General features: G+C 61.2%; 28 protein-coding genes. 3 read left to right on the top strand and 25 right to left on the bottom strand.

Annotation, left to right across the window (positions count from 1 at the left end; translation table 11 throughout):
- Positions 1-9: 9 nt before the first annotated feature.
- Positions 10-1,422 (top strand): type VII secretion-associated serine protease mycosin, encoded by a 1,413-nt coding sequence (gene mycP, locus R4P65_RS01995; protein WP_317825249.1) that lies wholly within the window; start codon positions 10-12, stop codon positions 1,420-1,422.
- A gap of 14 nt (positions 1,423-1,436) precedes the next feature.
- On the opposite strand, the gene eccB is transcribed toward mycP, so the two are convergent.
- A complete protein-coding gene (gene eccB / locus R4P65_RS01990; protein ID WP_317825248.1) occupies positions 1,437-2,903 on the bottom strand; it encodes a type VII secretion protein EccB in 1,467 nt (488 codons plus the stop codon).
- A 96-nt stretch (positions 2,904-2,999) separates the two neighbouring features.
- Between eccB and eccE the strand changes: the two genes are divergently transcribed.
- A complete protein-coding gene (gene eccE / locus R4P65_RS01985; RefSeq protein ID WP_317825247.1) occupies positions 3,000-4,640 on the top strand; it encodes a type VII secretion protein EccE in 1,641 nt (546 codons plus the stop codon).
- A 16-nt stretch (positions 4,641-4,656) separates the two neighbouring features.
- Here the strand turns inward: eccE and R4P65_RS01980 are convergent, their stop codons facing one another.
- Both R4P65_RS01980 and R4P65_RS01975 read right to left on the bottom strand, forming a co-directional pair.
- Positions 4,657-5,214 carry an NAD(P)H-dependent oxidoreductase gene (locus R4P65_RS01980; RefSeq protein ID WP_317825246.1) on the bottom strand — a complete coding sequence of 186 codons (558 nt, stop codon included), beginning with the start codon at positions 5,212-5,214 and terminating at the stop codon, positions 4,657-4,659.
- 22 nt (positions 5,215-5,236) lie between these two features.
- Positions 5,237-5,815 (bottom strand): TetR/AcrR family transcriptional regulator, encoded by a 579-nt coding sequence (locus R4P65_RS01975; protein WP_317825245.1) that lies wholly within the window; start codon positions 5,813-5,815, stop codon positions 5,237-5,239.
- A gap of 57 nt (positions 5,816-5,872) precedes the next feature.
- Here R4P65_RS01975 and R4P65_RS01970 point away from each other — a divergent pair, with 57 nt between their 5' ends.
- Positions 5,873-7,015 (top strand): acyl-CoA dehydrogenase family protein, encoded by a 1,143-nt coding sequence (locus R4P65_RS01970; RefSeq protein WP_317825244.1) that lies wholly within the window; start codon positions 5,873-5,875, stop codon positions 7,013-7,015.
- A gap of 813 nt (positions 7,016-7,828) precedes the next feature.
- Here the strand turns inward: R4P65_RS01970 and R4P65_RS01965 are convergent.
- The 22 genes from R4P65_RS01965 to rplN all read right to left on the bottom strand — a co-directional run bounded on the left by R4P65_RS01965 (position 7,829) and on the right by rplN (position 21,388).
- Positions 7,829-8,734: a glycosyltransferase gene (locus R4P65_RS01965; protein WP_317825540.1), complete on the bottom strand. Its 906-nt coding sequence runs from the start codon at positions 8,732-8,734 to the stop codon at positions 7,829-7,831.
- Between the two features lie 75 nt (positions 8,735-8,809).
- Positions 8,810-9,694 carry a tRNA pseudouridine(38-40) synthase TruA gene (truA, locus tag R4P65_RS01960; protein ID WP_317825243.1) on the bottom strand — a complete coding sequence of 295 codons (885 nt, stop codon included), beginning with the start codon at positions 9,692-9,694 and terminating at the stop codon, positions 8,810-8,812.
- 6 nt (positions 9,695-9,700) lie between these two features.
- Entirely contained in the window at positions 9,701-10,258 is a 558-nt protein-coding gene (gene rplQ, locus R4P65_RS01955) for a 50S ribosomal protein L17 (protein ID WP_007728580.1), read from the bottom strand.
- 29 nt (positions 10,259-10,287) lie between these two features.
- Complete coding sequence (locus R4P65_RS01950; protein WP_003941016.1) at positions 10,288-11,349, bottom strand: DNA-directed RNA polymerase subunit alpha; 1,062 nt, start codon at positions 11,347-11,349, stop codon at positions 10,288-10,290.
- A 120-nt stretch (positions 11,350-11,469) separates the two neighbouring features.
- On the bottom strand, positions 11,470-12,075 hold the full coding sequence (gene rpsD / locus R4P65_RS01945; protein ID WP_003940769.1) for a 30S ribosomal protein S4: 606 nt from the start codon (positions 12,073-12,075) through the stop codon (positions 11,470-11,472).
- Between the two features lie 22 nt (positions 12,076-12,097).
- Positions 12,098-12,511 (bottom strand): 30S ribosomal protein S11, encoded by a 414-nt coding sequence (gene rpsK / locus R4P65_RS01940; RefSeq protein ID WP_003940683.1) that lies wholly within the window; start codon positions 12,509-12,511, stop codon positions 12,098-12,100.
- Positions 12,511-12,885: a 30S ribosomal protein S13 gene (gene rpsM, locus R4P65_RS01935; RefSeq protein WP_003940834.1), complete on the bottom strand. Its 375-nt coding sequence runs from the start codon at positions 12,883-12,885 to the stop codon at positions 12,511-12,513. The genes rpsK and rpsM overlap by 1 nt, the downstream gene beginning before the upstream one ends.
- Positions 12,886-13,135: 250 nt before the next feature.
- Positions 13,136-13,249 (bottom strand): 50S ribosomal protein L36, encoded by a 114-nt coding sequence (gene rpmJ / locus R4P65_RS01930; protein WP_003938068.1) that lies wholly within the window; start codon positions 13,247-13,249, stop codon positions 13,136-13,138.
- A gap of 90 nt (positions 13,250-13,339) precedes the next feature.
- On the bottom strand, positions 13,340-13,561 hold the full coding sequence (gene infA / locus R4P65_RS01925) for a translation initiation factor IF-1 (protein WP_003418601.1): 222 nt from the start codon (positions 13,559-13,561) through the stop codon (positions 13,340-13,342).
- 313 nt (positions 13,562-13,874) lie between these two features.
- A complete protein-coding gene (gene map / locus R4P65_RS01920) occupies positions 13,875-14,672 on the bottom strand; it encodes a type I methionyl aminopeptidase (RefSeq protein ID WP_317825242.1) in 798 nt (265 codons plus the stop codon).
- Positions 14,672-15,217: an adenylate kinase gene (locus tag R4P65_RS01915; RefSeq protein ID WP_003940868.1), complete on the bottom strand. Its 546-nt coding sequence runs from the start codon at positions 15,215-15,217 to the stop codon at positions 14,672-14,674. The genes map and R4P65_RS01915 overlap by 1 nt, the downstream gene beginning before the upstream one ends.
- Positions 15,214-16,533, bottom strand: a complete 1,320-nt coding sequence (gene secY, locus R4P65_RS01910; RefSeq protein ID WP_230812251.1) for a preprotein translocase subunit SecY — start codon at positions 16,531-16,533, stop codon at positions 15,214-15,216. The genes R4P65_RS01915 and secY overlap by 4 nt, the downstream gene beginning before the upstream one ends.
- Positions 16,534-16,790: 257 nt before the next feature.
- Positions 16,791-17,234 carry a 50S ribosomal protein L15 gene (gene rplO / locus R4P65_RS01905; protein WP_138869531.1) on the bottom strand — a complete coding sequence of 148 codons (444 nt, stop codon included), beginning with the start codon at positions 17,232-17,234 and terminating at the stop codon, positions 16,791-16,793.
- Positions 17,235-17,236: 2 nt separating this feature from the next.
- Entirely contained in the window at positions 17,237-17,416 is a 180-nt protein-coding gene (rpmD, locus tag R4P65_RS01900) for a 50S ribosomal protein L30 (protein WP_003940751.1), read from the bottom strand.
- The gene (rpsE, locus tag R4P65_RS01895) at positions 17,416-18,087 is read right to left on the bottom strand and encodes a 30S ribosomal protein S5 (protein ID WP_230812250.1); all 672 of its coding nucleotides are present in this window, start codon (positions 18,085-18,087) and stop codon (positions 17,416-17,418) included. The genes rpmD and rpsE overlap by 1 nt, the downstream gene beginning before the upstream one ends.
- Before the next feature lie 31 nt (positions 18,088-18,118).
- Positions 18,119-18,526 carry a 50S ribosomal protein L18 gene (rplR, locus tag R4P65_RS01890; protein ID WP_230812249.1) on the bottom strand — a complete coding sequence of 136 codons (408 nt, stop codon included), beginning with the start codon at positions 18,524-18,526 and terminating at the stop codon, positions 18,119-18,121.
- A 1-nt stretch (position 18,527) separates the two neighbouring features.
- Complete coding sequence (gene rplF / locus R4P65_RS01885; protein WP_003940970.1) at positions 18,528-19,067, bottom strand: 50S ribosomal protein L6; 540 nt, start codon at positions 19,065-19,067, stop codon at positions 18,528-18,530.
- A 14-nt stretch (positions 19,068-19,081) separates the two neighbouring features.
- A complete protein-coding gene (rpsH, locus tag R4P65_RS01880; protein ID WP_003940873.1) occupies positions 19,082-19,480 on the bottom strand; it encodes a 30S ribosomal protein S8 in 399 nt (132 codons plus the stop codon).
- A gap of 464 nt (positions 19,481-19,944) precedes the next feature.
- Positions 19,945-20,130: a type Z 30S ribosomal protein S14 gene (locus R4P65_RS01875; protein ID WP_003940698.1), complete on the bottom strand. Its 186-nt coding sequence runs from the start codon at positions 20,128-20,130 to the stop codon at positions 19,945-19,947.
- A gap of 4 nt (positions 20,131-20,134) precedes the next feature.
- Positions 20,135-20,701 (bottom strand): 50S ribosomal protein L5, encoded by a 567-nt coding sequence (gene rplE / locus R4P65_RS01870; protein ID WP_003940924.1) that lies wholly within the window; start codon positions 20,699-20,701, stop codon positions 20,135-20,137.
- Between the two features lies 1 nt (position 20,702).
- On the bottom strand, positions 20,703-21,020 hold the full coding sequence (gene rplX / locus R4P65_RS01865; protein ID WP_003941019.1) for a 50S ribosomal protein L24: 318 nt from the start codon (positions 21,018-21,020) through the stop codon (positions 20,703-20,705).
- A complete protein-coding gene (gene rplN, locus R4P65_RS01860; protein ID WP_003940951.1) occupies positions 21,020-21,388 on the bottom strand; it encodes a 50S ribosomal protein L14 in 369 nt (122 codons plus the stop codon). The genes rplX and rplN overlap by 1 nt, the downstream gene beginning before the upstream one ends.
- Between the last annotated feature and the right edge of the window lie 14 nt (positions 21,389-21,402).

Genomic DNA, 21,402 nt, shown 5'->3' with positions numbered 1-21,402 from the left:
CGGTGATCGATGGTGATTCGACGTGCAACAAACATCTGCGCCAGTCTCGTGATCGTTGCCTTCAGCGTTCTCGCCGGGGCGGGTGGCGCATCGAGCGCGGTTCCTTCCCCCGTCGATCCTGCAATGCTGCCGGAGGACGGTCCCCCCGCACCTCCACAACCCACCGAACAACGAACCCTGTGCGTCCCAGCGGTGGCAGGTGGTGACGGTGCAGACATTCCACGTTCTCAACAAGATCTGGGATTCGATTCGGTGTGGCCGATCACCCGAGGGGCAGGACAGCGAATTGCTGTCATCGACACCGGCGTCAGCAGGCATCCCCGCCTACCGTCGCTCGAAGGCGGCGGTGACTACGTCGGGACATCCGACGGCACCGACGATTGTGACTCACACGGAACAGTCGTGGCCGGTCTCATCGCCACCGAGCAGGTCGAGGGTTCCGGATTCTCCGGAGCTGCGCCGGACGCACAGATCATCTCGATCAGGCAGTCCAGTGCCGCCTTCTCGGTGGCCGGCCAGCGCGAAGACCCTGCTGTAGCCGAGAACTCATCCGGGTACGGAAACGTCGACACCATGGCATCGGCCGTCCGTCACGCTGCGGACATGGGTGCGAGCGTCATCAATATCTCCGAAGTCGCCTGTAAGCCTGCCGGGGACGGGATCAACGACCAACGACTCGGCGCGGCAATCGAATACGCCACGATCACGAAGAATGTCGTAGTCGTCGCCGCTGCAGGTAACGTCGGATCCGGAGGTTGCAAGAACCAGAATCCACCACCGGATCCCCTCAATCCCCTAGCCGATCCATGGAACTCGGTTGTGACGATTGCCAGTCCGGCTTGGTACGACGACTATGTCCTCACAGTGGGATCGGTAGACCCCAATGGCGCCGCCAGTTCCTTCAGCCTCGGCGGTCCATGGGTCGACGTGGCGGCGCCCGGCACCGGAATCACCTCACTTCACCCGACGTTACCCGGTCTGACCAACGGGGTTTACGGTTCCGACGGCGCCGTACAGTCGTTCAACGGGACCAGTTTCGCTGCGCCCTATGTCGCGGCAACCGCCGCACTGGTGAGGTCGGTTCACCCGGAACTGACTCCACTTGAGGTCATACAACGTATCGAAGCCACCGCCCACGCCCCGGCGCAGGGTTGGAATCCCTACATCGGTCACGGCGTCATCGATCCGCTCGCCGCGGTCACGGGCGAATTGGTCCCAGGAGAACGTGTCAGGGTCAACCATCAGTCGGTACCGATCGATCCCCTACCCACGCCACCGGCCCCCGACAACCGATCTCGCGACGCGGCACTCGTCGGAGCCGGAACCGTCGGCACTCTCGCCTTACTGGCGCTGTTGGCGTCGATGCCCATTCGTCGAGTAATTCGTCGGCGACTTCCCGAAGGACGGGACGTCGATCTCTGAACTGTGAGACGCGTTCAGTTCACCGGAGCGGCCGGCGCTGAATCGGGGGCGACTCCGTCGTGAGCTATCAGAGCATTGCTCTTCTCGAGCGCAGGACCTGATGCAAGTAGATCGAGTATCTGCCAAGGCGCACGATCAGGCGTTCGCGTCAATCCGAGGGCGCGAGCAGAAGTTTCGTCCGGTACTCCATATTTCACACCGGTATCGGCGACGTAGAATACTCCGTCGTGTCTGGTGCTGTTCGTCTCGATTCCGGTCGCTTGAACAAACCCGCCGAAGCCCTGTTCGACATGGGCGCTGTCGAGATTGTCACCCGATCCGTCCGCCTGCGCCAAGGACACCAACTTGCTACCCTCCGGGATCGGAACCTGCAATCCAGCGATGAGTTTCAGCGTTGCAGAATTACTTTCGCCGCCCTCGACGGCAGGTGAGGGACCCCATTCCAGACAGCCGACAGGTGCGTCGTGATCGTCGAGTACCTCTGGAGCCACCAGCGGCAACGAGTCGACGGCCAGCTCACTCACCGAGGGGATACGACTGATGGCATCAGGGGTGACGCTTGTGATCCCGGTAGCGCCCTGCGAATCCGAGAAGTAGATCAGTTGGGCAACTGCCGCGCCGACCTTCTGGATGCCGTTCTCGAGTACCACGTAGTACTGCTGGTCCGCACCCACAGAAACCTGGACGACGGAGCCGACAGTCTTGTTCTGCAGAGGAAACCGGGGCGCTGATCCCAGTCCGGGAATGCGCGGAGCCTCGACGCGCGGAACTTCGGGAATCGAATTGAGGAATCCGGTACTGATCGGGCGCACCTGTGCCCCTTCCAGTCCCAAAGCCCGCATGATCGCCGGATCGCCCACATCGATTGCCGCTCGCTTCCCGTCGTACACGAGAAAGTGATCGGAACCCGACTTCACCAGAAATCCACGGTCATTCGTCAGATATGTGGTGTTTTCACCAACATTGGACGAGCCGACCAAGACCGAAGTCGTCAACGATCTTCTCCCGTCGGATCCGACGGAATCGCATACCGTCCACAAGGCGTTGGTCGGGTCGGCCGATTCCGGCAGGGCGGACGGTGCGCCGGGAATGCCGACGAGCGCGCCCCGGGGTTTCGCCTCGACCTCGGATGCCTTGACCATTGCCGGTTTTCCTGGCGAACCCAGAATCAATCGAGCGGAAGCCAAGTTCAGCACAGGGCGAAAAGTGCCCTCCATGGCGACGAACATTGCGCCCGATTCTTTTGCGACCACAATGTCGGCGTCACCGATCTTGTCCTGTGGCCGAAAGAGGGCGAGTACTGCGCAACCCGCCAATCCCAGTGCGGCGAGGACTATTCCGACGGTGAAGGCGCGCGACTGTGATCGCATCGGATCATGAAGCATCCGTACGTCTCGTCTTACCAGCGCATGTTCCATCCGCCTGACCAGGAAACGGTACCCGTTGACCTGCGAGCGCGTGGTAGGTGTTGCAGCCATCATTCCCCCCGTGCCTTACATCCCCTTGCGAAGACACAGTACAGTTTCGCTGGGGCGGAAATTTCGGGTAGTAGGCAGGTCAGGTATCGGGGAGGAACCGTGGACCAATCGCGGTTGAAGCATTGGCCGTCGTCGCACAGGATTTCGACGCGCGAATTCGTGTCGGCACAGATTCTGGGAATCGGTGCGGGCGGAATCGCGATGGTCAGTGGGCTGGATTGGCTCTGGGCGCTGGCAATTGGCTGTGTGGTTGCCGGATCAATGCTGCTCCATGTGGGCGGTTGGTCGGTAATGTCCTGGATTGCCAGGTACTTTCGCTATCTTCGCCACAAGACCGTGGACGGCGGAACGATCGTCAGTTTTCACACCCCCTCCGAGCAGTCGATCGGACTGCGGGTGGACGGATCTTCACTCGTCGCTGTCGTCGAGATCGCTCCCCCACGCGACTACCTGACCAGGATCGGGCGTCATTCGTTCGACGCGTCCCACCTCCTGCCCACGGCTGCGCTCGTGGATTGTCTTCATCAGCACGACATCTCGCTCACCGGCATCGACATCGTCAGTCACGGATATCGCGCCGCATCCGGAACTCCGGCTACCGAAGTCTACGAACGACTCATCGGACCGCTACCAGCCACCGCCACCAGAAGTGTTTGGCTTGCACTACGTTTCGACGCTCTCGAGGGTTCTGCAGCAGTCGAGCGCCGCGGCGGGGGCGAACAGGGCGCGGGACGCGCGATCGCTGTTGCCGCCAATCGTGTCATCCGGGTTCTCGATACAGCGGGATGCAAGGCGCGGATCCTGACCGCACCGGAAATTGCCTCGTCCACTGCCCAGGTGACAAGAGGAGTGGCCAGCGACGAGGTCACCGAAACATGGCGAAGTACTCCGTTGCCCGGCGTGTCCAACGTGGGATACGGGATTGAACCCCGCTTCATCACCACCTCGACCCTGACTCGAATATGGGCAGTGGCAACGGTCGGGACATCCGTGACAATTCGGTTGCGCCCCAACGGCGAACGCGGAGAGGCGAAGGTCAGCGCGACATGCCGCTTCACCACGCGCAATCCGCCTGAGAACGCACCGCTGGCCGGTTTGGTCTCGTTACGTGGGCGCCAACGCGACGGATTGCTGACCAACTTGCCGACCGCACTGACTGCGCTGGACCCGATCACGCCACACATCCGCATGGACGCGGGCACACTCGACTCACTCGCTCTACCTCTTGCCGGGTGCGGCCAGCTCATCGGCTCCGACCGAAACGGGCACGGTGTCACAGCCAGAATTTCGGGTCCCGGCGTCAACACCGTCTTTGTCGCCGGCGAACTCTATCTGGCTCAGCAATTGATCTTCAGAGCCATCGCTACCGGCGCACGAGTACTTATCCACACCGATCGACCGGAAGCCTGGACCGCCCTCACCGACTCCATGGGAGTGCCCGACCGACTCCGCGTGTCCGGTCAGGGCGGTGGACCTGAGGGCGCCTTCAACACTGTCGTGTTCGACGGAGTCGAGGGGCTACCTCCACGTGCGGGCGTGACCGCGATCTACGTATACGGACATCCCCGCCAATGGCCTCGGATCGACCCTGAAATCTCGATAGTTCAGCCATTCGCACTCGGTGACAAGATCACGGTCGAAACCGGCCGCACTCGCGTCGAACTGACCCTGGTGACCATTGCTTCCGAGACCTCGTTCATCGGTCGTCCACGAGCCGGCGACGCTCACCAGATGGCGTGATCGCGTAGGTTCCCGATCAGCCGGGGTATGGGTCACTCGCACGCTGCGTATGCAATCCGCTCCCCCACCAATGCAATTCACGAATCATCTTCTCGGTCGCATCGATCACAATTGGATCGATGCCGTACGGCTCGTGTCCGAATTGCTTACGTACCCGGTGAATGGTCACGCTTTGACGCACCGAGACCATGTGCAGCTCCGCCACTACTTGCCTCAGCTGTTCGACGGCCCGAACACCTCCCGAAATCCCGCCGTAGGACACGAAGCCGATCGGCTTGGCCCGCCACTCGTGCTTCACGGAATCGAATGCGGTCTTGAGGGCAGCCGGATACCCGTGGTTGTACTCGGAGGTCACGGCAACAACAGCGTCGGCCCGATCGATTCGCTTGCGGAAAACCTCCGCGGCAGGTGAATCCGAGAAATCCTGGGGCAACGACAGCTCTCTGAGGTCGATCACCGACACGTTCCACGACGGGTTCGTGGTTGTGCGCTCGACAAACCAATCCGCCACTGCTCGTCCTATTCGCCCTTCGCGGACCGAACCTACGATGACTTCGACGTTCAAAGGTGCCATGAACATCGATGCTAGCGACCTCTCACGCAGTGATCCCGTCCGTGATGAGTGCGGCCAATTCCCGATACGCGCTGGCATCGTCCAATCCCGTTGCCCGATAGACCGCGCGTTGCTGGATCCGAACCATCGTCGCCGCGGCCGCGTCGGCAACAAATGCCGCGTGTACCTGCCGGAATGCGCCCGAATCCACCCCCTCGACGATCAGTGCTCTCACACGATCCGCGGCGATCGACGTGTTCTTTTCGTAAACCTGGTTCGCCGACACCGATTCAGACAGGTCTTCCATGAATTGACGGGAGGCCGCGGACAACTGATCACCGACTGCTTCGAGATAGACCGCGACTCGACGAGTCGGTGTCGCCTCTGCAGCCACGGCACTCTCCACCGCATCGGTCGCTGCACGGAAGAAGTGAACCGTCACCGCCCGCACCAGGTCCTCCTTGCCGGCCGCGACTGTGTACAAGGTGCTCTTGGAGCAGTGCAGACGAGCTGCGATCTCGTCGAGCGTGAGGTGGGCGAAACCCTCGCTCAGGAACAGCTCGACCAACTGATCGAACAGTTCCGCCCTGCGCGCAGTCGTCTTGCGAACCAGCCTTGCCATACGCAAAACAGTACTGCAGTATCGTTCTCAGTACTACTGCCTAGCTAGGAGCCGACCGTGCCCGTCGAACGCCTGATGCCCAGCCAAGAAGCTCGCGATCTCATCGAACTGACGCGTGATGTCGCAAACAAGGTACTCGCGCCCAAGGTCAACGAATACGAGAAGGCCGAGAAGTATCCCGACGGAGTGTTCCCTGCACTCGGACAGGCGGGCCTACTGAGCCTTCCGTATCCCGAGGAGTTCGGTGGCGGCGACCAGCCGTACGAGGTCTACCTCCAAGTCCTCGAAGAGATCGCCTCGCGCTGGGCCGCGGTTGCGGTGGCAGTAAGCGTCCACAGCCTGTCATGCTTCCCGCTGTTCACCTTCGGCACCGACCAACAGAAGAACCGCTGGCTTCCGGACATGCTGGGCGGCAACACCATCGGCGCATACAGCCTCTCCGAAGCGCAGGCCGGATCCGACGCCGCCGCGTTGTCGTGCAAGGCGACGCCCACCGAAGGTGGTTACCGCGTCAATGGCTCGAAAGCCTGGATCACCAACGGCGGCAAGGCGGACTTCTACAACCTCTTCGCCCGCACCAGTGACGACGGCTCACGCGGCGTCTCCTGCCTCCTGGTGGACAAGGACACCGAGGGCCTCAGCTTCGGTAAACCCGAAGAGAAGATGGGGCTACGCGCGGTCCCCACTGCCTCCGCGAACTACGACGATGCCTTCATTCCTGACGAGCGATTGATCGGCCAGCGCGGTCAGGGGCTCCCGATCGCTTTCAGTGCGCTCGACTCCGGTCGACTCGGTATCGCTGCTGTTGCCGTCGGAATCGCTCAGGGCGCGCTCGACGACGCGGTCGCTTACGCGAAGGAGCGCAAGGCATTCGGCAAGCGGATCATCGATCACCAGGGACTCGGGTTCGTGCTCGCAGACATGGCTGCCGCAGTTGACTCCGCTCGTGCCACCTACCTCGATGCTGCCCGCCGCCGCGACGCCGGAGTGCCGTATTCGCGCAATGCCAGCGTCGCAAAGCTTGTTGCCACCGACGCGGCAATGAAGGTCACCACCGACGCCGTTCAGGTATTCGGTGGGTACGGATACACCCAGGACTTCCCCGTCGAGCGCTACATGCGCGAGGCCAAGATCACGCAGATCTTCGAGGGCACCAACCAGATTCAGCGACTGGTCATCGCGCGCCAACTGGCGGGATAGCCGCCCACCTGCAGCAATGTCGCCCAAACCCGCCACCGCTCACCAACCTGTGCGGTGGCCGGTCTCGTCCCCTCCGGAGTCGGTCCCGACTCAACGCCGCATCAATGGCATCGCGGATTCGCTCGTCCAATGCACTCGCGCGTCCAAACCGTTTTAGCACTGTCTTGACCGACGTGCCAGAGAAGACGAGGGAGCTGACATAGAAGTGCCGAAGGCTTTGCCATGCGACAACACCGTCTAGACCGCCGCTTCCGGTGCGCCTTGAACGAACTGCGAGCGTCGTCGACGACGACGATAGGTTTCCGTCTCGCGTTCGAAAGATTGGCATCTAACGGTCATCGCAGGTTCTCCGCAAGCTTTCAGCGAGAGCGGCGATTGCAATCTTCGGCAAAGGAACAACTCTGCATGATAGACGCGGGTCGCCATCGTCGGGTGGGCGGACGACCGTACGGTTCAGCCTGATTCGACGAACACCTATTTCCCACCACCCCGGTGCGAGCTCCGAGAAAAGATAACGATCATTCTGTTTTATGCGATTATGTCCGAATGCCGCGCATTCTCGTCACCGTCCCTGTGTACGGACAGATCGAATACACCCATGCGTGTTACTTCGATTTTCCGCAACGGAAGCAGACCACCCGGATTAACACCGCGAAGATATACGCATCTCCCGTGCATCTCAAGTGATAATCGGCTCTTTATACCGCGCGCATCCAATAGATGAGAAGCATTGAAGACTTGCGCATCTATGTGTGCGTTAGTTAACTCTAAAGGTGATCGGCAATTCTCCTCAAAGCGCCCTCGATTTCGCCTTCACAAGTAGAAAGTACGGTATCGGATGCTACCTCTTAATTTGCCGACGAAGAATCCTGCGTGTGTGATCCACTTTCCTCGCGGCATGCGGGTGACGAATTGTGGAAGTAGTGGGCTCAAGAGCATCAACGCCGCGACTTCGATTGCGACTGCACGCGGAGTCGACCTCGCGAAACCGAGCCTGCTGTACTTCTTGTGTAACTCCGCACCTGCCACGCCGTAGTTATGAAGTTGCCGCCATGTCCCACGCAAATCTGGACGGAGGCGATAGGCAACGATGGCGTCCATCTCGTGGACGAGTGTCATACCAGCCAATTGCAGTCGCCAAGAGAAATCGACATCATCACCTCCACCGGTAGGCAGCGATTCGTCGCAGCCGCCGACTGTCTCGTACGCGAGTTTCCACACGCCGAAATTGCAGCCAAAAGCATAGGGGAGAAATGTGGCGTACGAATGGGGAGTCGCGGTCGGGATGAACTCTCGCCAGCGATTAACTTCTGGTGAGTTGATAGTGGCCGTCTCCAACGCTCCGCTCACTAGATCACACCTCGCCGCCGCATGAGCCAGTGAACGTAGCCAGCTAGAGTGCACACGATCGTCTGCATCACAGAAGGCGATAAATTCTCCTCGTGCAGACGCTACGCCAGTATTCCGGGCGTAAGACACACCTTTCAATGCCGACGCGTCTACCCATTTCAGCCGCAGTCGTTCCTTCAGCGGATGAGACTCGACAAAACTACGGAGCCCGTCGGTTGAACCGTTATCGCTGACCAGCACCTCGAAATCCCCGTCATAGTCCTGCTCCGCCAATGCATCCAACTGTTCACCGATGAGATCGACCGCATTGAATGTAGGAACTACTACCGATATGAGTGAAAGTTCTCGTCGAGGCCTCGCAGCGTTCATCACTTAAGGAAACCAGACAAAAGGCCCGAAGGAAAACCGAACGCCTCGCCTCCAGCTACACGCCCCTGACCGATGTCAGTCGCCGCAGCATCCGCCCGAAGACGGGATCTCGCGGGTCTCACGGGTAATCGCGTTGCGGGCAGCCAGTTCCGAGTAGTCAGGGTAGTCCACGCGAACCAACGAAAGTCCGTGCGCCGGCGCAACGAGGATGGAACTGGACCGCGAAGTTTCGTCGAGCAAACCTGCCACCCAGTCGGTGGTGCGCCGTCCCTCACCGACAGAGAGGACGGCGCCTACAAGACTCCGAACCATCGACCAGCAGAATGCGTCAGCATTCACGTAGGCCGTGAATACCGTGCCCTCTTGTGCCCAGTCGAAACGTTGCAGCTCTCGCACCGTCGTGGCACCTTCTCGACGCTTGCAGAATGCCGCGAAGTTGTGAAGACCAAGAAGCCGATTCGACGCTTCCTGCATCGCGCCGAGATCGAGTGGTTTGGGGTACGACACGGTATCGCGTGCGCGCAGGGGTTCCACGCCGAATGCCGCGTTGGTCACCCGGTACTCGTAATAGCGTCGCATCGCCGAGAAGCGCGCGTCGAACTCACCGGGAACCACCGAGATCTGTTTGACCCGAACGTCCTTGGGCAAGAATCGTGCGAGCCTGCGCACAAGTCGCGAAGGGTCGTCCGGGAGCAACTCGCCCGGGACGTCGACGTGCGCTACCTGCCCGGTCGCGTGTACACCCGCGTCGGTTCGACCGGCAACAGTGAGCTGAACCGGTTGCCGTAACACCGTACCCAACTTGTCTTCGATCTCGCCGCACACAGTGCGCAGGTCGGTCTGACGGGCCCAACCCGAGAAGTCGGTGCCGTCGTAGGAGATGTCGAGCCGCAATCGAACGAGCCCGCCGTCCCCGAGGGGGGCGGCGGGCTCGTTCGATTCAGCGTGTGCCGAAACCAAGGGAGACTAGTCCTTCTTGGCCTCTTCGGCCTCGGGAGCGTCGGCCGCAGTTGCGGTCTCGTCCTCGATGGCCTCGACGACTGCGTCAGCGTTCTCGACCTCAGCGTCGGTCGCGTCGGCCTCTACGGCCTCGACGACGTTCTCTGCGGCGGGAGCTTCCTGCGAGGACTTGACGCGACGAGCACGATCAGCCTCGGAGGTGACGGTCTTTTCCTTGACGAGCTCGATGATTGCCATCGGAGCGTTATCACCCTTGCGGGGGATCGTCTTGATGATGCGGGTGTATCCACCATTACGGTCCGCGTAAAACGGGCCGATCTCGGCGAACAGGGTGTGAACGACATCCTTGTTACGGATGACCTTCAGCACCTCACGACGGTGAGCCAGCGTGCCGGCCTTTGCGTGCGTGACGAGCTTCTCGGCGTAGGGGCGCAGTGCCTTGGCCTTGGACTCGGTGGTGGTGATACGACCGTGCTCGAAGAGCGCGGTAGCCAGATTGGCGAAAATCGCCTTCTGGTGGGAAGCCGACCCGCCGAAGCGGGCACCCTTCTTGGGCTTGGGCATGATGATCTCCTAGTAAAGGACCTGAGCTGCTACAGCTGTTCGGTCTCGGCGTAGTCCTCGGTACCCTCGGCATCGCCGAAGGAACCGGCATCAGTGTCACTCCACGTTCCGGTGGCGGCGTCATAGCCGGCAACGGTGGTGGGATCGAAGGATGCGGGGCTGTCCTTGAGGGACAGGCCGAGCGAATGCAGCTTGACCTTGACCTCGTCGATGGACTTCTGTCCGAAGTTGCGGATGTCGAGCAGATCGGACTCGGTACGGCCGACAAGCTCACCGACGGTGTGAACACCTTCGCGCTTGAGGCAGTTGTAGGAGCGGACCGTGAGGTCCAGATCCTCGATGGGGAGTCCGAAGGAAGCGATGTGATCGGCCTCGGCGGGCGAGGGTCCGATCTCGATTCCTTCTGCTTCGACGTTCAGCTCACGGGCCAGGCCGAAGAGCTCAACCAGGGTCTTGCCCGCAGAAGCGAGCGCGTCCCGTGCGGTGATGGAGTTCTTCGTTTCCACGTCGAGAACGAGCCGATCGAAGTCGGTGCGCTGTTCGACGCGAGTGGCCTCCACCTTGTAGGTGACCTTGAGCACCGGCGAGTAGATCGAGTCGACCGGGATACGGCCGATCTCTGCGCCGGACGCCTTGTTCTGGACGGCGGGGACATAGCCGCGACCGCGCTCGACAACGAGCTCGATCTCCAGCTTTCCCTTGTCGTTCAGGGTGGCGATGTGCAGATCAGGGTTGTTCACGGTGACGCCTGCCGGGGGCACGATGTCGCCTGCGGTAACAGCGCCGGGGCCCTGCTTGCGGACGTACATGGTGACCGGCTCGTCCTCTTCGGAGTTCACGACGAGGCCCTTGAGGTTCAGGATGATGTCGGTGACATCTTCCTTCACGCCCGGGACGGTGGTGAACTCGTGGAGAACGCCGTCGATACGGATGCTGGTGACAGCAGCGCCGGGGATCGACGAGAGCAGCGTGCGGCGCAGCGAATTGCCGAGCGTGTACCCGAAACCTGGCTCCAGGGGCTCGATGACGAACTTCGAGCGGTTATCAGCGATGACCTCTTCGGTCAGCGTGGGTCGCTGAGAAATGAGCATTGGTATTTCCTCCTGTACGGACGTCCACTATTTGACGCCCACGATGGGAAAGGGCCTGCGGCCCCGTGAGTGGTTGAGGAGTCCGGAGACTCCTCAACCACTCACGGGGTGCGGAGCACCTTACTTCGAGTAGTACTCGACGATGAGCTGTTCCTGCAGAGCGATGTCGATCTGCGCGCGCTCGGGAAGCTGGTGAACCAGGATCCGCAGACGCGAGCCGACAACCTGCAGCCACCCGGGAACCGGGCGATCGCCGACGGTCTCACGCGCAACCTGGAACGGAAGCGTGGAGAGCGACTTCTCCTTGACATCGATGATGTCGTACTGCGAGACGCGGTAGCTCGGGATGTCGACCTTCTTGTTGTTCACGAGAAGGTGACCGTGCGTGACCAGCTGACGTGCCTGACGGCGCGTGCGAGCGAGGCCTGCGCGGTACACGACATTGTCGAGACGCGACTCGAGGATGCGAAGCAGGTTCTCACCGGTCTTGCCGGGGCGGTTGTTCGCCTCCTTGTAGTACAGGCGGAACTGCTTCTCCATGACGCCGTAGGTGAAGCGAGCCTTCTGCTTCTCCTGCAGCTGGAGCAGGTACTCGCTCTCCTTGATACGCGCGCGGCCGTGCTGTCCGGGCGGGTACGGGCGACGCTCGAATGCCTGGTCGCCTCCAACGAGGTCGACGCGCAGACGACGCGACTTGCGGGTGATGGGTCCGGTATAACGTGCCATTTTCTTCTACCTATCCTTCCCGCTATACCCGACGCCGCTTGGGCGGACGGCAGCCGTTGTGCGGCTGGGGGGTTACATCGGAAATGGTGCCGACCTCGAGGCCAGCAGCCTGGAGGGAACGGATTGCGGTCTCGCGACCGGATCCCGGTCCCTTGACGAAGACGTCAACCTTCTTGACACCGTGCTCCTGCGCCTTGCGGGCAGCGCTCTCAGCAGCAAGCTGAGCGGCGAAGGGAGTCGACTTACGCGAACCCTTGAAGCCGACGTGTCCCGAAGACGCCCAGGAAATGACATTTCCGGCGGGGTCGGTGATGGACACGATGGTGTTGTTGAAGGTGCTCTTGATGTGAGCGGCGCCGTGCGGGATGTTCTTCTTATCCCTGCGACGCGTCTTCTGGGTCTTCTTCGGACCGGTGCTACGTGACTTCGGGGGCATTACTTCGCCTTCTTCTTGCCGGCAATGGTGCGCTTCGGACCCTTACGGGTACGGGCGTTGGTCTTGGTGCGCTGACCACGCACGGGCAGACCACGACGGTGGCGCAGGCCCTGGTAGCAGCCGATCTCGATCTTGCGACGGATGTCGGCCTGAACCTCGCGGCGAAGGTCACCCTCGACCTTGAGCGACTCCTCGATGTACTCGCGGAGCTTTGCCAGGTCCTCGTCCGAGAGGTCCTTGCTCCGGAGATCCGGGCTGACGCCGGTGGCGTCAAGGATTTCCTTGGAGCGGGTACGGCCGATGCCGTAGATGTATGTCAGTGCGATCTCCATGCGCTTTTCGCGAGGAAGATCAACACCAGAGAGACGTGCCATGGTGGCATTTCCTTATCGGTGTGCGGAGGTCTGCTCCCAGCCCTTCCCCTGTGCCTCTTGCCGAGTACCGACGCCCGAAGGCGCAGATGATCTCATCAACTAACTCAGTGGGGCCCCGGCCTCCGTGCCGGGGGTGAACCATTGTCCGACCTTGGCGATCGGTGAACGATCGCGTGGGGTCTCGTCAACAATGGCTGGTACTGGGAGGTCTTCTTTGCTTGTTGCCAAGCAGATCTTCGAAAAGCTAGATCTAGCCCTGACGCTGCTTGTGACGCAGGTTCTCGCAGATCACCATGACTCGACCGTTACGGCGAATCACTTTGCACTTCTCGCAGATCTTCTTGACGCTCGGCTGAACCTTCACGTCTTCTGATCTCCTGTTTTGTCGCAGCCTGCCGCGATGAACCGCAGCAGACATACTTCTCCCTGACCCAGGTCAGGTCCGGGAAGTTCGTTACTTGTAGCGGTAAACGATGCGTCCGCGCGACAAATCGTAGGGCGAGAGCTCTACGACAACGCGATCTTCCGGGAGGATGCGAATGTAGTGCTGACGCATCTTTCCGCTGATGTGAGCGAGGACCTTGTGGCCGTTCTCGAGCTCAATGCGGAACATCGCATTGGGCAGCGGCTCGACTACTCGTCCTTCGACCTCGATGGCCCCGTCTTTCTTAGCCATATCCTCCGCGATCCGTTTGGTTTGGCATGCTTCGTGCATCGGCTTCCGTTACATTGGCACGCAATGGAAAGATCGTCGGCACTTCGCGGGCCCGATCCCGGAGCGATCCGGGCGTAGGCAGACGAACTATCGACGCGCATAGCGCACCGCCTAGCCATGTTACGCGATGTAAACGACCAGGCCAAATGCGGCTCCGGTCAGGGTCACGACACATACCGCTCCCCCAACGAAAAAGTCCCAGCCTCGACATGAGGCTGGGACTTTTCGAACGTGAAACATGCTCGCTGCCAACACTTGTCAGCAACTGTGTCGACTACTCCGGCCGGAGGGTAAGAATCCGCGGCCCGTCTTCGGTCACAGCGACGGTGTGTTCCCAGTGCGCTGCGCGGGAACCGTCAGTGGTCACAACAGTCCAGTCGTCGTCGAGAATCACCGTGTCGGTGGTGCCGAGCGTGAGCATCGGCTCGATCGCCAGGCACGATCCAACAACCAATTCAGGTCCCTTACCCGGGGCACCTTCATTGGCGAGGAACGGATCCATGTGCATTTCCCGACCGATTCCGTGTCCGCCGTATCCGTCGACGATGCCGTAGGAACGACCGTGCAACTTCTCGGCGGCATGGGTGCCGACCTCGATCGCGTGCGAAACGTCCGTCAGACGGTTGCCTGCGATCATCGCCGCGATCCCGGCTTCCATCGAAAGCCGAGTTGCCTCGCTCAGTTCCTGATCGGCGAGGCTGATCTCGCCGACACCGAACGTCCACGCAGAGTCACCGTGCCAACCGTCGAGGATCGCACCGCAGTCGATCGAAACGAGGTCACCTTCGGCCAGGATGTCCTGAGCCGAAGGGATCCCGTGAACGACGCGATCGTTGACCGAGGAGCAGATCGAACCGGTGAAGCCGTGGTACCCGAGGAACGAGGGCACGGCGCCGGCGTCACGAATGACGGATTCTGCGACCGCGTTCAGTTCCAAAGTGCTGACACCGGGCTTCGCCGCAGCGCGCACCGCCACCAATGCCGAACCCACGATCGCGCCGGCAGCAGCCATCGCGTCGAGTTCGCCCGCGGAGCGGAACGGAACAACCTTGCGCTTACGCCCGAAGACCATTACTTACCCAACGCTGCCAGTGCGCGTGCGTTGACCTCTTCGACCTCGCCGATCGCGTCGACGGAGACGATGCTGTCCTTGTAGTAGTCGAACAGCGGTGACGTCTCGTCGCGGTAGACCCGGAGGCGGTTGCGGATGACGTCCTCGGTGTCGTCTGCACGACCGCGGGCGAGCATGCGCTCGACCACGATGTCCTCGTCGACGACGAAGGAGAGGACACCGTCGAGCTTGGTGTCGAGGTCCTTGAGGATTCCTTCGAGTGCCTGAGCCTGTTCGACCGAGCGCGGGAATCCGTCGAGAAGGAATCCGTTTGCGGCGTCCGGTTCTGCGACGCGAGCCTTCACCATGTCATTGGTGATCGAGCTCGGCACGAGTTCACCGGCGTCGATGTACTTCTTTGCTTCCACACCGAGAGCGGTGGCCTGACCGATGTTCGCGCGGAAGAGATCACCCGTGGAGATATGGGGAACGCCGAACTTCTCGGACAAGATAGCGGCCTGGGTGCCCTTGCCGGCACCGGGAGGACCAAGGAGGACAAGTCTCACTTGAGGAACCCTTCATAGTTACGCTGCATTAGCTGACTCTCGATCTGCTTCACGGTGTCCAGGCCGACGCTGACCATGATCAGCACCGCGGTGCCACCGAACGGCAGGTTCTGCGCGCCGCCGCCATTCCCGATGTCGAGGAACAGGTTGGGCAGAACAGCAATGGTGCCGAGGTAAATCGCACCCGGAAGGGTGATGCGACTCAGCACGTAGTTGAGGTAGTCCGCGGTCGGCTGACCGGGTCGGATACCGGGGATGAAGCCGCCGAACTTCTTCATCTCGTCGGCGCGCTCTTCGGGATTGAAGGTGATGGCGACGTAGAAGTACGTGAAGAAGACGATCAGGCCGAAGTAGATCGCGATGTACACCGGGTTGGCCGGGTTCACCAAGTAGGTGTTGATCAGGCGCTGCCACCAGCTGGGGTCGACCGCCGTGCTGGCCGAAGTCAGCTGTGCGATCAAGTTCGGGAGGTACAGCAGTGAAGACGCGAAGATCACGGGGATGACGCCGGCCTGGTTGACCTTCAGTGGCAGATACGTCGAGGATCCGCCGTACATCTTGCGTCCGACCATCCGCTTTGCGTACTGCACCGGAATGCGGCGCTGACCCTGCTCGACGAAGACGACACCGGCGATGATCAACAGCGCTGCGAGGCAGACGAAAGCGAAGACCAGTGGACCGCGGCTGTCGAGAATCGACTTGCCCTCGCTCGGGATACGCGATGCGATACCGGCGAAGATGAGGAGCGACATACCGTTGCCGACGCCGCGTTCGGTGATGACCTCACCGAACCACATGACCATGGCCGCACCGGCAGTCATGACCAGCACGATGATGACAAGACCGAAGATCGACTTGTCGGCGATGATGTCGTCACAGCCCTGGAGCAACTGTCCACGTGCCGCGAGGGCGACGATGCCAGTCGACTGCAAGATGGCCAGAGCGATGGACAGGTAACGCGTGTACTGCGTCATCTTGGCCTGACCGGACTGGCCTTCTTTTCGAAGTTCCTCGAACTTCGGGATCACCACTGTCAGCAGCTGCACGATGATGCTCGCCGTGATGTACGGCATGATGCCGATCGCAAAGATCGACATCTGAAGCAGAGCGCCGCCGGAGAACAGGTTGATCAGCGAGTAGATACCTGCTGAGTCACCAGAGTTGGCGATATCGATGCACTGACGCACACGGCCGTAGTCGACACCTGGGGACGGAATGAGAGCGCCGACCCGATACAGAGCCACCAAGCCGAGGGTGAAGAGGATCTTCCGCCTCAGGTCTGGGGTCCTGAGGGCCGAGACGAAGGCGGAAAGCAAAGATCCTCCTGGCACGACGGTAGGGAGACAGATCGTTTTGACCTGTCGAACTTTTGAACTCTAACAGTGAGCATTTGGGAACTAAGCGGGCAGACCACGAAAACCGGGTAAGCCGAAGATACATTTGCCACTCGGTGACCAGAATACTGACCCGTCCGAGCAAGCACGACCAATCTGTGACACGACCTCGTAGACGCCGATGGCCGCAACGCAGCAAACGCTGCGCTGCGGCCATCGGACTAGCTAAGCGTGATCACTCACAGCTCGGTAGCGGAACCACCGGCAGCAGCAATCTTTTCCTTGGCGGAACCGGTGAACTTGTCGACGGTCACCTGAACGGCAACAGTCAGTTCGCCGTCGCCCAGAACCTTGACGAGCTGGTTCTTGCGGACTGCGCCCTTGGCAACGAGATCCTCGACCGTGATTGCTCCACCTTCGGGGAACAGACGGGCGATGTCGCCGACATTGACGACCTGGTACTCGGTGCGGAAGGGGTTCTTGAAGCCCTTGAGCTTGGGCAGACGCATGTGAAGCGGCATCTGTCCACCCTCGAAGCCCACGCGCACGGTGTTACGTGCCTTGGTGCCCTTGGTACCGCGTCCTGCGGTCTTACCACGCTTGCCGCCCTCACCGCGTCCAACACGAATCTTGTTGGACTTGGATCCGGGAGCGGGGCGCAGGTGGTGCAGTTTGATGGTCATGGTTAGACCTCCTCAACTGTTACGAGGTGGCGCACCACGTTGATCAGACCGCGGTTCTGTGCGTTGTCCTCACGAACAACGGTCTGACGGATGCCCTTGAGACCGAGCGTGCGCAGAGAATCCTTCTGGTTCTGCTTGGTCCCGATGATGCTCTTGATCTGAGTGACCTTGAGATCTGCCATTACTTCACACTCCCAGCAGCATGTGCGCGAGCGCGAAGCATGCCGGCGGGTGCAACCTCTTCGAGGGTGAGGCCGCGGCGAGCCGCAACTTCCTCGGGACGCTGCAGACCCTTGAGCGCAGCAACGGTCGCGTGCACGACGTTGATGGCGTTGTCGCTACCGAGCGACTTCGACAGGATGTCCGCGATTCCAGCGCACTCCAGCACGGCGCGCACAGCGCCACCGGCGATAACACCGGTACCGGGGCTTGCCGGGCGAAGCATGACGATGCCGGCAGCAGCCTCACCCTGAACGGGGTGAGTGATGGTGTTGGCGATCATCGGGACGCGGAAGAAGCTCTTGCGAGCCTCCTCGACACCCTTCTGGATGGCCGCGGGAACTTCCTTGGCCTTTCCGTAGCCGACGCCGACCAGTCCGTTGCCGTCTCCGACGATCACCAGAGCGGTGAAGCTGAAGCGACGACCACCCTTGACGACCTTGGAAACGCGGTTGATCGTGACAACGCGCTCGATGAACTGTGACTTCTCCGCAGCGTTTCCGCCACGGCCACCGTCGCGACGGTCACGGCCGCCACCACGGTTGTCCCCACGAGCGTTGCTGTTGTCACCGCTGTTGGGGCCATTCTGTCCGGCGGGTCCGCTTCCGCCGTCACGCCTTTGACGTCCCGGCATCAGGCTGTCCTTCCGTTGAAAATGTTGGTCATCAGAACTTCAACCCGCCTTCGCGAGCCGCGTCTGCCAAGGCCGCGATGCGACCGTGGTAGCCGTGTCCGCCGTGGTCGAAGACAACTGCTTCCACGCCGGCAGCCTTGGCGCGCTCGGCGATCAGCTGACCGACCTTCGCGCTCGCAGCCTTCTTGTCGCCTTCTGCCACGCGCACGTCGGCTTCGATGGTCGACGCGGAGGCCAGCGTGTGGCCAGCCAGGTCGTCCACGAGCTGGACGTGGATGTGACGCGAGGACCGGTTGACGACCAAGCGGGGACGCTCGGGCGTGCCGGAGACCTTCTTGCGGAGACGGAAGTGACGACGCGTCTTCGACAGACGACGCTTGGTGGACGCATCCTTGCCCAGCGGAACCCGCTTGGCTTTCTGGTTTGCAGTCTGGCTCATATCACTTACCCGTCTTTCCGACCTTGCGGCGGATCTGCTCACCCTCGTAACGCACGCCCTTACCCTTGTACGGGTCCGGACGACGGAGACGACGGATGTTGGCCGAGATCTGCCCGACCTTCTGCTTGTCGATGCCGGACACCGAGAACCGGGTGGGCGACTCGACGACGAAGGTGATGCCTTCGGGAGCCTCGATCGGCACCGGGTGGCTGAAGCCGAGCGCGAACTCGAGGTCCTTGCCCTTCAGTGCCACACGGTAACCAACACCGTGGATCTCCATCTTCTTCGTGTAACCCTCGGTAACACCGGTGATGATGTTCGCAACGAGGGTCCGCGACAGACCGTGCAGCGCGCGGCTACGACGCTCGTCGTCGGGGCGCGTGACGCTCAGCGAGCCGTCCTCTGCCTTTTCGATTGCGATGGGCTCGGAGATGGTCAACGCGAGGGTGCCCTTGGGACCCTTGACGGTGACATCCTGGCCGCTGATCGTGACGTCAACGCCCGCGGGGACGGTGACCGGAATCTTTCCAATACGCGACATTGTGGTGGCCTCCCTTACCAGACGTAGGCGAGGACTTCCCCGCCTACTCCTTGATTGGCCGCCTGGCGATCGGTGAGCAGACCGGACGACGTGGAGATGATGGCCACGCCGAGGCCTCCGAGGACCTTGGGCAGGTTGGTGGACTTCGCGTAAACCCGGAGACCGGGCTTGGAAACGCGACGCACGCCGGCGAGGCTACGCTCGCGGCTGGGTCCGTACTTCAGGTCGACGATGAGGGTCTTGCCGACCTCAGCGTCTTCGGTACGGAAATCGGAGATGTAGCCCTCACGCTTGAGGATCTCGGCGATGTTCGCCTTGATCTTCGAGTGGGGAAGCTTCACCTCATCGTGGTACGCCGTGTTGGCGTTGCGCAGACGCGTCAAGAAGTCTGCGATGGGGTCAGTCATGGTCATAGGTCGACCTCGACACCTTTCTCGCTGTGGTTCCCATGCAACACCGGACGAATCCGATCGTGGGCCTCCAGCAATTCGGCTGGGCCGTCCGACTTGTGTCAGACGGCGTAAGTTACCGCACCGAGCTGAACGCATGCGTCAGCCACGGCAACCGCTCTAGTGTAGGGAACTTTCGCGCAGGTGTCCACCGAGATGTCACGTCGCCTACCTCACCATCGCCCGGAGGACACTGCCGGGCTGGGGATCGAGGCGTCCCGAAATCTGAACTGCTCGTTCGGGACCGAAGATCGACATCGACGGCCGATGGATCGTTTCGACCCAGAGTTGCAGCAGGACAGTTCTATTCAGGATCAGCACGATGCACATTCAGCGCACCTCTCGGTTGAAATGCCGAATGGGCGTGGGTTCCAAAGGAACCCACGCCCATTCAGATGCGTGGTGTGACGAAGCCCGAGGGCCTCAGATCACCAAGAGCTCTTGCGAACTCCGGGAAGCTCGCCGGCGTGAGCCATCTCGCGAACGCAGATACGGCACAAGCCGAACTTGCGGAACACCGAGTGCGGGCGACCGCACCGCTGGCAGCGGGTGTAGGCGCGAACCGCGAACTTGGGCTTCTTGTTGGCCTTGTTGACCAATGCCTTCTTAGCCATGCGCTCAGTTCTCCTTGAACGGGAAGCCGAGGTGCTTGAGCAGTGCACGGCCTTCTTCGTTGTTGGTTGCGGTGGTCACGACGGTGATGTCCATACCGCGGGGGCGATCGATCTTGTCCACGTCGATCTCGTGGAACATCGACTGCTCGTTGAGGCCGAACGTGTAGTTGCCGTTGCCGTCGAACTGGTTGCCCGAGAGACCGCGGAAGTCGCGGATACGGGGCAGAGCGACAGACACGAGGCGGTCCAGGAACTCCCACATGCGGTCGCCACGGAGGGTGACGCGTGCGCCGATGGGCATGCCTTCGCGGAGCTTGAACTGCGCGATGGACTTACGTGCCTTGCGGATCTCGGGCTTCTGGCCCGTGATCAGCGACAGGTCATGGACAGCGCCGTTGATCAGCTTGGCGTCACGGGCAGCGTCGCCGACGCCCATGTTGACGACAACCTTGACGACGCCGGGGATCTGCATGACGTTCGAGTAGTCGAACTCGCTGTTGAGCGCGTCCTTGATCTCAGCGCGGTAGCGTGCCTTGAGGCGCGGCTGGACCTTGTTTTCGGTGGAGGTCATGTCAGATGTCCTTCCCGTTCTTCCGGGAAATCCGAACGCGCTTGCCGGACTCTTCGTCGGTCCGGTAGCCCACGCGAGTGGGGTTTCCGTCCGAGTCGACGACTGCAACGTTGGAAACGTGGATCGGGGCTTCCTGCGTGACGATGCCGCCGGAGGATGCTCCGCGCTCGTTCGCGGAAACCGCGGTGTGCTTCTTGATTCGGTTCACGCCTTCGACGAGGACCTTGTCGGTCGCGGGGTAGGCCTGAATGACCTTGCCCTTCGCGCCCTTGTCCTTGCCGGCGATGACCAGAACGGTGTCACCCTTGTGCACCTTCATCACAGCACCTCCGGGGCAAGCGAAACGATCTTCATGAACTTCTTCTCGCGCAGCTCACGGCCGACGGGTCCGAAGATGCGGGTTCCACGGGGATCACTGTCAGCCTTGATGAGCACTGCAGCGTTCTCGTCGAACTTGATGTAGGAACCGTCCGGACGACGGCGCTCCTTGGTCGTGCGAACGATGACGGCCTTGACGACCTCACCCTTCTTGATGTTTCCACCGGGGATTGCGTCCTTGACGGTGGCGACGATGACGTCACCGATCCCGGCGTAGCGACGTGACGAACCGCCGAGAACGCGGATGCAAAGGATTTCCTTGGCACCCGTGTTATCAGCGACGCGAACTCGCGACTCCTGCTGAATCACTTGATCTCCCTAGA

The sequence above is a fragment of the Rhodococcus sp. IEGM 1318 genome (genome assembly GCF_033142465.1).
Taxonomy (GTDB): Bacteria; Actinomycetota; Actinomycetes; order Mycobacteriales; family Mycobacteriaceae; genus Rhodococcus_F; species Rhodococcus_F qingshengii_B.
Note: the sequence above shows the minus strand (reverse complement) of the source record. Positions and strands in the feature narration are given on the sequence as shown.

What these genes read in the sequence shown, in the direction of transcription:
- eccB (WP_317825248.1), bottom strand. Translation starts at nt 2,903, where the DNA reads ATGATGGCTGCAACACCTACCACGCGCTCGCAGGTCAACGGGTACCGT.
- rplF (WP_003940970.1), bottom strand. Translation starts at nt 19,067, where the DNA reads ATGTCGCGTATTGGAAAGATTCCGGTCACCGTCCCCGCGGGCGTTGAC.
- mycP (WP_317825249.1), top strand. Translation starts at nt 10, where the DNA reads ATGGTGATTCGACGTGCAACAAACATCTGCGCCAGTCTCGTGATCGTT.
- R4P65_RS01975 (WP_317825245.1), bottom strand. Translation starts at nt 5,815, where the DNA reads ATGGCAAGGCTGGTTCGCAAGACGACTGCGCGCAGGGCGGAACTGTTC.
- rpsH (WP_003940873.1), bottom strand. Translation starts at nt 19,480, where the DNA reads ATGACCATGACTGACCCCATCGCAGACTTCTTGACGCGTCTGCGCAAC.
- rpsE (WP_230812250.1), bottom strand. Translation starts at nt 18,087, where the DNA reads ATGCCGGGACGTCAAAGGCGTGACGGCGGAAGCGGACCCGCCGGACAG.
- R4P65_RS01950 (WP_003941016.1), bottom strand. Translation starts at nt 11,349, where the DNA reads ATGCTCATTTCTCAGCGACCCACGCTGACCGAAGAGGTCATCGCTGAT.
- R4P65_RS01875 (WP_003940698.1), bottom strand. Translation starts at nt 20,130, where the DNA reads ATGGCTAAGAAGGCATTGGTCAACAAGGCCAACAAGAAGCCCAAGTTC.
- map (WP_317825242.1), bottom strand. Translation starts at nt 14,672, where the DNA reads ATGGTCTTCGGGCGTAAGCGCAAGGTTGTTCCGTTCCGCTCCGCGGGC.
- rplE (WP_003940924.1), bottom strand. Translation starts at nt 20,701, where the DNA reads ATGACCTCCACCGAAAACAAGGTCCAGCCGCGCCTCAAGGCACGCTAC.
- rplQ (WP_007728580.1), bottom strand. Translation starts at nt 10,258, where the DNA reads ATGCCCAAGCCCAAGAAGGGTGCCCGCTTCGGCGGGTCGGCTTCCCAC.
- rpmD (WP_003940751.1), bottom strand. Translation starts at nt 17,416, where the DNA reads ATGGCAGATCTCAAGGTCACTCAGATCAAGAGCATCATCGGGACCAAG.
- R4P65_RS01980 (WP_317825246.1), bottom strand. Translation starts at nt 5,214, where the DNA reads ATGGCACCTTTGAACGTCGAAGTCATCGTAGGTTCGGTCCGCGAAGGG.
- rplX (WP_003941019.1), bottom strand. Translation starts at nt 21,020, where the DNA reads ATGAAGGTGCACAAGGGTGACACCGTTCTGGTCATCGCCGGCAAGGAC.
- R4P65_RS01965 (WP_317825540.1), bottom strand. Translation starts at nt 8,734, where the DNA reads ATGAACGCTGCGAGGCCTCGACGAGAACTTTCACTCATATCGGTAGTA.
- infA (WP_003418601.1), bottom strand. Translation starts at nt 13,561, where the DNA reads ATGGCTAAGAAAGACGGGGCCATCGAGGTCGAAGGACGAGTAGTCGAG.
- rpsD (WP_003940769.1), bottom strand. Translation starts at nt 12,075, where the DNA reads ATGGCACGTTATACCGGACCCATCACCCGCAAGTCGCGTCGTCTGCGC.
- rpsK (WP_003940683.1), bottom strand. Translation starts at nt 12,511, where the DNA reads ATGCCCCCGAAGTCACGTAGCACCGGTCCGAAGAAGACCCAGAAGACG.
- rpsM (WP_003940834.1), bottom strand. Translation starts at nt 12,885, where the DNA reads ATGGCACGTCTCTCTGGTGTTGATCTTCCTCGCGAAAAGCGCATGGAG.
- rplR (WP_230812249.1), bottom strand. Translation starts at nt 18,526, where the DNA reads ATGAGCCAGACTGCAAACCAGAAAGCCAAGCGGGTTCCGCTGGGCAAG.
- rplO (WP_138869531.1), bottom strand. Translation starts at nt 17,234, where the DNA reads ATGACCATCAAACTGCACCACCTGCGCCCCGCTCCCGGATCCAAGTCC.